At 45.2% G+C, this 8562-nt stretch carries 11 protein-coding genes; 9 read left to right on the top strand and 2 right to left on the bottom strand.

Annotation, left to right across the window (positions count from 1 at the left end; genetic code table 11):
- The first annotated feature begins 386 nt into the window (after window positions 1-386).
- The 5 genes from AAV90_RS14205 to AAV90_RS11965 all read left to right on the top strand — a co-directional run bounded on the left by AAV90_RS14205 (window position 387) and on the right by AAV90_RS11965 (window position 2717).
- Window positions 387-758, top strand: coding sequence for a flagellar protein FlaG (locus AAV90_RS14205; protein ID WP_052729768.1), 372 nt, complete (start codon window positions 387-389; stop codon window positions 756-758).
- A 57-nt stretch (window positions 759-815) separates the two neighbouring features.
- Window positions 816-1253: a flagellar export chaperone FliS gene (fliS, locus tag AAV90_RS11980; protein ID WP_046499512.1), complete on the top strand. Its 438-nt coding sequence runs from the start codon at window positions 816-818 to the stop codon at window positions 1251-1253.
- A 4-nt stretch (window positions 1254-1257) separates the two neighbouring features.
- Window positions 1258-1716 (top strand): flagellar protein FliT, encoded by a 459-nt coding sequence (locus AAV90_RS11975; protein ID WP_046499484.1) that lies wholly within the window; start codon window positions 1258-1260, stop codon window positions 1714-1716.
- 77 nt (window positions 1717-1793) lie between these two features.
- A complete protein-coding gene (locus AAV90_RS11970; protein WP_046499481.1) occupies window positions 1794-2282 on the top strand; it encodes a hypothetical protein in 489 nt (162 codons plus the stop codon).
- Between the two features lie 147 nt (window positions 2283-2429).
- Window positions 2430-2717 (top strand): zinc-ribbon domain containing protein, encoded by a 288-nt coding sequence (locus AAV90_RS11965; RefSeq protein ID WP_046499478.1) that lies wholly within the window; start codon window positions 2430-2432, stop codon window positions 2715-2717.
- 220 nt (window positions 2718-2937) lie between these two features.
- Here the strand turns inward: AAV90_RS11965 and AAV90_RS14985 are convergent, their stop codons facing one another.
- Window positions 2938-3081 carry a hypothetical protein gene (locus AAV90_RS14985; RefSeq protein WP_157609562.1) on the bottom strand — a complete coding sequence of 48 codons (144 nt, stop codon included), beginning with the start codon at window positions 3079-3081 and terminating at the stop codon, window positions 2938-2940.
- 136 nt (window positions 3082-3217) lie between these two features.
- Between AAV90_RS14985 and hpf the strand changes: the two genes are divergently transcribed.
- The 4 genes from hpf to AAV90_RS11945 all read left to right on the top strand — a co-directional run bounded on the left by hpf (window position 3218) and on the right by AAV90_RS11945 (window position 8067).
- Window positions 3218-3766, top strand: coding sequence for a ribosome hibernation-promoting factor, HPF/YfiA family (gene hpf, locus AAV90_RS11960; protein ID WP_046499474.1), 549 nt, complete (start codon window positions 3218-3220; stop codon window positions 3764-3766).
- 173 nt (window positions 3767-3939) lie between these two features.
- Complete coding sequence (gene secA / locus AAV90_RS11955; protein WP_046499510.1) at window positions 3940-6432, top strand: preprotein translocase subunit SecA; 2493 nt, start codon at window positions 3940-3942, stop codon at window positions 6430-6432.
- Complete coding sequence (locus tag AAV90_RS11950; RefSeq protein WP_046499472.1) at window positions 6432-7223, top strand: flagellar motor protein; 792 nt, start codon at window positions 6432-6434, stop codon at window positions 7221-7223. Before secA ends, AAV90_RS11950 begins: the two co-directional genes overlap by 1 nt.
- A gap of 4 nt (window positions 7224-7227) precedes the next feature.
- On the top strand, window positions 7228-8067 hold the full coding sequence (locus tag AAV90_RS11945) for a flagellar motor protein MotB (protein WP_046499469.1): 840 nt from the start codon (window positions 7228-7230) through the stop codon (window positions 8065-8067).
- On the opposite strand, the gene AAV90_RS11940 is transcribed toward AAV90_RS11945, so the two are convergent.
- Window positions 8048-8389, bottom strand: a complete 342-nt coding sequence (locus AAV90_RS11940; protein ID WP_046499466.1) for a hypothetical protein — start codon at window positions 8387-8389, stop codon at window positions 8048-8050. The genes AAV90_RS11945 and AAV90_RS11940 overlap by 20 nt on opposite strands.
- Window positions 8390-8562 lie beyond the last annotated feature (173 nt).

Here is an 8562-nt window from a genome sequence, read left to right as displayed (position 1 = left end):
AGATAGCAATACGCAGTCGCTGGCTGCATAACTTAAATCTATCGGGTTTTAAAAGAACAAAATACTTTGAAGGGGGTACTATGTCCTTTTTCGGAAATTGTCATAGTCTGACTGTTATATCTTAGCCAACATGGTAATAAATGTTATTGCTAATTATAACAGATAGCTTTGACTTATCTTTTTTCGAATATTTTTTTGAATTATGCAAAAGTCTCAGTTTGATTCCTAAAAACAGTGTTCTTAAGTGATTAATAGCAGCGGGACTACTGACGCTCCTGGTTATTAAACATTAAGTGCCGGGAAAATATTTAAAGGGTTTGGCTCAAATAAACGATAAAATAATAAATCCCTAAAGTAAAAACCTATGATTACGGGGAGGAAAGCTTATGAAAGTAGAAGGCGTTGGATCGACTTTTGATTTAATTGGCAACGGCCCTGAAGTCGGCAAAAATGCTGAGAAGATTCGAGAACCCGAGAAGAAGCAGATTAAAATCGAGGATCTGAAATCATCACCTAAAGCAGACGAGCAGAGTTTGCAGAAGACCACCGAACTGCTCAATCAAGCCATGAAAATGGCTAATTACCATCTGGAATTTAAACTCTATAAGGACACCGGACGTTACCAAGTGAAAGTGGTCGATACTGAATCGCAGCAGGTAATCCGGGAACTTCCGCCGGATGATGTGCTGGAATTTCAGACGGAAATTATCGCCATGCTGGACAAAATGGTGGGTCTGCTGGTCGATGAAATAGCCTAGATGTAAGATGTTTTAGTAATCTACCCAAGCAGGTTAAGGAGGCCCATACTATTGAATATGAACGCGCAAGCATATGATCAGTACAGAAAAACCAGCGTGGAAACAGTAGCGCCGGAAAAGCTGCTGATCATGCTGTATGATGCTGCCCTTAAAAATATTAACAATGCTAAAAATGCCATCGTGCAAAAGGACATGAATCTTGCTCATCAGGATATCATGAAAACCGAAGATATTATCATAGAATTAATGTCTTCCCTTAATATGGATTATGAAATTTCCGCCAGCCTGTACACCCTCTATGAGTACTTGCTGCATCAACTGGCCCAAGCCAATATTAAAAAGGATATCACTATTTTGGATGAGGTCAATGGGTTTGTCCTGGACTTACGAAACACTTGGAATGAAGCCATGAAAGGGTTAAACAATACCCCGGCGGCTGTAAAAAATACGGCCGCTGAAGACCCGCCGCTTAAAACTATTAATGTCAAGGGGTGAAAAAATGGCGGGCGAAATTAATGCTGAAACAACCGAAAATCTGCTCCAGGCCAGAAGGCTTTTTGAAGATATATACATGATTTCTGCAAAACAAAAATCCTTGCTGGAGGCTGAAAACGAGGAATTATGGCCGCTGGAAACTATATTGGAATTGCTGGATGAACGCCAGAAAATAATAAACCTTATTGAAAAACTTGATTATCTCCCGACTCCAAGCAGCGATCAATCCCTTTCCCCAAACCAGGCAACCGGTCAGGCTATGAATAATCAGATAATGGATGAAATTCAGGCACTGATTAAAAATATCCAAACCAATGACGCTATTTGCCAGGACAAAATGCAAAAAGCTATGCCGGTTATTATGAATAAGCTTAATAAGACCAGGGAAAACAAGAAGGCCCAATTGGCTTATGATCAGGGAGAAGTTTTGAATTCAGCCTGGTTTATCGATCAGAAGAGTTAACTAATAGACGCGGATAACGCGGATTCACGCGGCAATGCTGGTTGGCAATGGCAATCATTATGAAGGAATGAGTTTAAGTGTCGGTCTCCTTATTGATTCAAAAAATTATTGAAAACTTTCAGGCTCAGGAACAGATCTATCATACTATAGCTGACCTAGCGGCGCGTCAGGTGGATCTGCTCGCAGGTGAAGATTGGATTAATAAACCGGAGCATCTTAACGATTTGCTTAAGAAACGCCAACAAATGGCCTGGGTAATCGACCGCTTAAATAATGATAACCAGCTTATACAAGCCGAGGTCAAGCAACTCTTGGGCATTGATGATTTTGTCCTCAGCAGGCTGAAATCCAGGCTTAATGAAGAAGATTATAAATCCTTGCAGCACACCCTGGCCCGGCTGGGTGATCTTCTGGGCGATATCAATAAGATGGATGAACAAAGCCATAGCCTGCTAAAAGATAAGGCCGCGATCAATCGGAGTTTGCATTCGCCTGACAGCAAGAAGGTTCAAAATGCCTACCAGGAAGCCATGCGCCAAGGCCACTCGTCTCCTCGCCGCAACTAATGGGGTTTTTAACCCGTTGCAATTACCGGGCTACAGTTCTTGCCATTTTTATTTACAGCGTTTATAATTATCTGTAATAGTCGGGAAGTCAGTTCTTTAGATGGTGTATTATCCGGCAATATACAAAAAAGTGAGGGATTTTTTTAAATGTTCGAAGACAAAGTTTTAGTGTGCCAGGACTGTGGTCAGGATTTTGTTTTTACGGCTGGTGAACAAGAGTTTTACAGTGAAAAGGGCTTCGAAAATGAACCCAAGCGTTGCAAAGATTGCAGACAGAATCGTCGTAACCGCAGTGGCAACAAAGCTCCGCGAGAAATGTTTGTGGCTACCTGTGCGGAGTGTGGGACTGAAACAGAAGTTCCCTTCAAACCCGTAGAAGGAAGACCGGTTTACTGTTTGGACTGCTTCCAGAGACAAAAACAAGCCGCATATTAAAATGATTGATTATTATGCCGGGCCTTAAAGGCCCGGTTTTGTATTTTAAATAGGAATTGACGCGGATTTAATAGACACAGATTACACAGATAAGACAGATTTACATAGCAACCTTAATTATGAACGAAGTTCATATCAGTAGTGCCCGTAGGGCGCAACCTTAATAGCGACCGCTAGGGAGCACCAGTAGTCCCTGAAAGGGGATTTTATCTTTAATTAATCAGACGCTATTAGCAGCATCATCAAATATGCTTAAAAACCTGATAATTAGGATGGAGGCTTTTGGTAAAGCAGCCGTGGCGGATGCTTTAGCTTCCGCAGGTAAGCAAAGCTTCCCTATCCGCATCACGTTAGCGATTTTCATAGACTTTCACCGCCTGCGGCTCCTTAGGATGACAGATCTTATATTCTCTGTTGCCTCTAACCGTTCTCTAAATTAATGTGCAGAATACTGTTAAAATTGAGTATAATAAGAGTACACAAGGGAAAGGAGTGGTCGTATGAAAATGGATATCAGAGGAAGGAATATCGAAATCACTGATGCTTTAAAGGACTATACAACCAAGAGACTTTCCAAGCTAGAAAAATACATTGATGACGCCAGTACTGCCCAGGTGGTCCTTTCGGTGGAAGGGGAACGTCACAAAGTAGAAGTTACCATTCCCTTAAACGGAGTTATTCTGCGGGGAGAAGTAGCCGGAGAGGATATGTATGCATCGATCGACCTGGTGGTCGAAAAACTGGAAAAACAGATAGAAAAACATAAAACCAAACTATACAGGAGCCATCGCGGCGCAGGCTTGAAAAAAGCCGTAGCCGATGAGATTCAAAGGGAGTTGGACGAAAAAAACGATACCCCTGACAAATTTAAGATTGTAAGAACCAAGCGCTTCGCCCTTAAACCGATGGATGAAGAAGAAGCCATTATGCAGATGAACCTCTTGGGGCATACTTTTTTCGTTTTTTACAACGCCCAGACTGAGGAAGTCAATGTGGTTTATAAAAGAAAGGACGGCAACTATGGCCTGATCGAGCCGGACTTTGATTAGTTGAAGCCTGGCGGGCAAAATGATAATATTAAATTGTTTAAACTGCTATGAGGGACCGTTATGGTTCCTCATTCTTTATCGTGGGAAGCATGAAGCAGGGGACGTTCTTTTTGCTTCCCGGGGAAATGGAAGCAAAAAGAACGTTCCTCTGCTTCCAGAAAGAGGGTATTGAGATGATTAAAGATTTAGTTAAGGCGTGGCTGGATAATGATGAAAAAGAGGTTAAAAAGCTGCGGGGGACGGTTGACGAGATTAACGCGCTGGAAGCTCAGATGCAGGCCCTGGCTGACGGGGATTTCCCCCTGAAAACAGAAGAATTTCGCGAAAGATTAAAGAATGGCGAAAGACTCAACGATATATTACCAGAGGCCTTTGCACTGGTTCGCGAGGCTTCACGCCGAACCCTGGGTATGCGGCACTTCGATGTGCAGCTTATCGGCGGCATGGTCTTGCATAAAGGCAGAATATCTGAAATGAAGACCGGGGAAGGCAAAACCCTGGTGGCTACGTTGCCGGCCTATCTGAATGCGCTGGAAGGCAAGGGAGTCCACATTGTAACCGTTAATGATTACCTGGCTTTTCGAGACTCTGAATGGATGCGGCCCGTTTATGAATTCTGCGGACTAAGCGTAGGCCTGGTTGTGCATGGTTTAAACTATGATGAACGCCGGGCTGCTTACCAGTGTGATATTCTCTATGCAACGAACAACGAATTAGGATTTGATTACCTGCGTGATAATATGGTGGTCGCTTCTGAGCATATGGTTCAAAGGCCTCTAAACTATGCCATCATAGATGAGGTCGATTCCATTCTCATAGATGAAGCCCGCACTCCGCTGATCATTTCCGGAGAAGGTGATAAACCTACCGATTTGTATTACAAGATTGCCAAGTTTATTCCCCGCCTGGAAAATGAACAAGATTACAAGGTGGATGAAAAAGCGCATGTAGTTACCCTGACCGAGGAAGGCGTAAAAAGGGTAGAAAAGTTTTTTAACATTGAAAACCTGGCCGATAATATGGAACTGGCTCATCATGTCAACCAGGGTCTGCGGGCTCACGCTTTAATGCGCCGGGATCGCGACTATGTGGTCAAGGATGACCAGGTAATAATTGTTGATGAATTTACCGGACGTCTAATGTTCGGACGTCGCTACAGCGATGGTTTGCATCAGGCCATAGAGGCCAAGGAAGGGGTCAAGATTGAAAAGGAATCTCAGACCTTGGCCACCATTACCTTCCAAAACTATTTTCGTATGTACAAAAAACTGGCTGGAATGACGGGTACGGCCAAAACCGAGGAAGATGAATTTCGAAATATTTATGGCATGGATGTCGTGGTAATACCTACCCATATGCCTATGGTTAGAGAGGACAACCCTGATTTTGTGTATCGCACCGAAGAAGGCAAATTTCAAGCGGTACTGGAGGACATTGTTCAACGCCATAAAAACGGGCAGCCGGTGCTGGTAGGTACCATTTCCATAGAAAAATCCGAGCTTTTAAGCGGCATGTTAGCCAAGCGCGGTATTAAGCACCAGGTTTTAAATGCCAAGCATCATGAACAGGAAGCCCAGATTATTGCCGGTGCCGGGCAGGCCCAATCGGTTACCATTGCGACCAACATGGCCGGCCGCGGAACTGATATAGTGCTGGGAGACGGTGTCAGGGATCTGGGCGGGCTGTATGTGCTAGGCACGGAAAGACACGAATCACGGCGTATTGACAACCAGCTTAGGGGACGTTCCGGACGTCAGGGAGATCCCGGTGAATCCCGTTTCTATGTATCTATTGAAGATGATCTGATGCGTTTGTTTGGTTCTTCCAACATCGAGGGACTTATGGATCGTCTGGGCATGGATGATGATATGCCGATTGAAAACAAAATGATTTCCCGGGCTTTGGAAAATGCTCAGAAAAAGGTTGAAGGCCGAAACTTTAGTATCCGTAAAAACGTTCTGGAATACGATGACGTAATCAACCAGCAAAGAGCGGTTATTTACGAGGAACGTAAAAAGGTTCTGTTCGGCGAAGATTTAAAAGATACTATCTTAAGTATGATAGACGATGTCATCGACCAAGTAGTAGACAGCTTTGCCGGGGAAATGAAATATTCGGATGAGTGGGATCTGGAAGGTTTACTGGTCTATATTGAGCAAAATGTTCTGCCTGAACATGATTTTAAACGCGAAACCCTCGTAGGGATGACCAAACCTGAAGTCAAGGAACTGCTTCAGGAAAAAACCCGGGCCCTGTATGAAGAACGGGAAAAAGAACTGGGTTTTGAAACGATGCGGGAAATTGAGAAGGCCATCATGTTAAGGATCATCGACAATAAATGGATGGATCACATTGATGCGATGGATCAGCTCAGAAACGGCATTAATCTGCGGGCATATGCCCAGCGGGATCCGCTCATTGAATATAAATTTGAAGCCTTTGAAGCCTTCCAGGGAATGGTTTTTAGCATTAAAGAAGATGTGGTGCGATATATCCTGCGGGTGAAGGTTATTGAAAAACCGGAAGAACGCAAGATGATTGTAAACCAAGGCGAAGGAACTGAAAAAAAACCGGTTCGGGTAGGTGACAAGATCGGCCGTAATGACCCTTGTCCCTGCGGGAGCGGGAAGAAATACAAAAAATGTTGTGGGAGAGGGGTTAGTTAATGGATCTAACTACTCTAATAGGCCTAGTTTTAGGCATAGGTATGATGATATTGGCCTTTTTGGAAGAAGGCGGTTTGTTAGGAGCACTATTAATCCCAACTGCGGCCATGATTGTATTTGGCGGAACGTTTGGGGCTACCATCGCTAGTTTCACGGTTGACGAATTGAAGAAAATCCCCTATTTTTGCAAGGTTATTTTTGCGGAAAAGAAAGTAAATTATGCCGAAGTCCTGGATTCACTGGTGGATACAGCCGATAAAGCCCGCCGGGAAGGATTGCTTAGCCTGGAAAGCCAGCTCTCCACGATTGAAAACCAGTTTATGGCCCGCGGGCTGCAGCTGGTTATTGACGGAACTGATCCTGATTTGACCAGAAGCATGCTGGAAATGGAGATAGAAGCCTTTGAAAACGGCGAAAAAGTCGGTTATGATATGTTTAATGCCATGGGCGGTTTCGCGCCGACGATGGGTATTATCGGAACGGTCATGGGGATGGTTAACGTTTTGGCTAACCTGACCAACCCGGATGACTTGGGGCCCAAGATAGCCGTGGCTTTCATGGCCACCCTGTATGGTATTGCCTCCGCCAACCTCCTGTGGATACCATTTGGCACCAAAATTAAGGTTAAAACCGGTCGGGATATCCTCTTGATGGAGATGATCCTGGAAGGGATCCTATCCATACAGGCAGGCGAAAATCCGCGCGTTATTAAAGAAAAACTGCTGACCTTCCTGCCCGTTGAAATCAGGGATGTTATTACCCAGGAAGAGAACGTAGAGATGAGGATGTGATCATATGGCGGGATCCCGGCGCAAGAAGAACAATGGGGGCGAAGAAGACAAAGGAGCCGGAATGGAACGCTGGCTGATCAGCTACGCGGACTTCATCACCCTTTTGATGGTCTTTTTTGTCATGATGTATGCCATGAGTAAAGTAGATATAGATAAATATGCGGCCATGGCCAGTTCATTAAATATTGTGCTGAAGGGACAGTCGCAAACCTTGCTGGAATCCCCGGGCCCCTCCATAATTGAGGGTGCGGCCGGTACAGCCCGTCCGGAGACACCTGGTTCTCCTGATGTGCAACAGGGCGAGCTGCAGGCGGTCAAGGAACAGATCGAGGCCTTCATAAAGGCGGAGGAGTTGCAGGTCAGTAACCCGGGGAGTGGTCAAACTACGACCAAACTGAGCAATTATATAAACATTATTGAGCAGGAGCGAGGCCTGGTCATCAGTTTTAAAGATACCCTGCTTTTTGCCAGCGGTTCTGCTGATCTTACGCCCCAGGCTCAGGCGATTATTGTCCAGGTGGGCAAGTCCCTAGTTAACATACCTAACTATATCCGTGTGGAAGGACATACCGACAACCGGCCTATCCACACCGCCAAATTTCCTTCCAACTGGGAATTATCGGTTTTGCGCGCTTCCAATGTAGTGCAAGTGCTCCAGAGTGAAGCCGGTATCTCACCCGAGCGCCTTTCGATTATCGGTTACGGGGAATATCGTCCTTTGGTACCGAACGAAAACAGTATCAGCCAGGCCATGAACCGCCGTGTTGATGTAGTCATACTGAAAAAGAAATATGACTATTTTGAGCCTACCACCCCCTCAACCCCTAGACCTGGACATGAATAGATACAGTTTTTTTTATACTCGTAGCGGATGCTTTAGCTTCCGCGGTGGTGTAATTTACGATGGACAGCAGATTGTCCAGGGAGGCTAAAGCCTCCCCTACGGGGGAAATAGCCAGGGTAAAAAATAGTTTGGTAGCGGATGCTTTAGCTTCCGCGGTGGTGTAATTTGCGCTGGACAGCAGATTGTCCAGGGAGGCTAAAGCCTCCCCTACGGGGGAAATAGCCAGGGTAAAAAATAGTTTGGTAGCTGATGCTTTAGCTTCCGCGGTGGTATAATTTGCGCTGGACAGCAGATTGTCCAGGTAGGCTGAAGCCTCCCCCACCGGGGAAAATAGCCAGGGTAAAAATTAGTCTGGTAGCGGATGCTTTAGCTTCCGCGGTGGTGTAATTTGCGCTGGACAGAAGATTGTCCAGGTAGGCTGAAGCCTCCCCCACCGGGGAAAATAGCCAGGGTAAAAATTAGTCTGGTAGCGGATGCTTTAGCTTCCGCGGTGGT

The sequence above is a fragment of the Syntrophomonas zehnderi OL-4 genome, assembly GCF_000983115.1.
GTDB classification, from domain to species: domain Bacteria; phylum Bacillota; class Syntrophomonadia; order Syntrophomonadales; family Syntrophomonadaceae; genus Syntrophomonas_B; species Syntrophomonas_B zehnderi.
The sequence above is the reverse complement of the archived record's forward strand: the minus strand, read 5'-3'. Positions and strand labels throughout refer to the sequence as shown.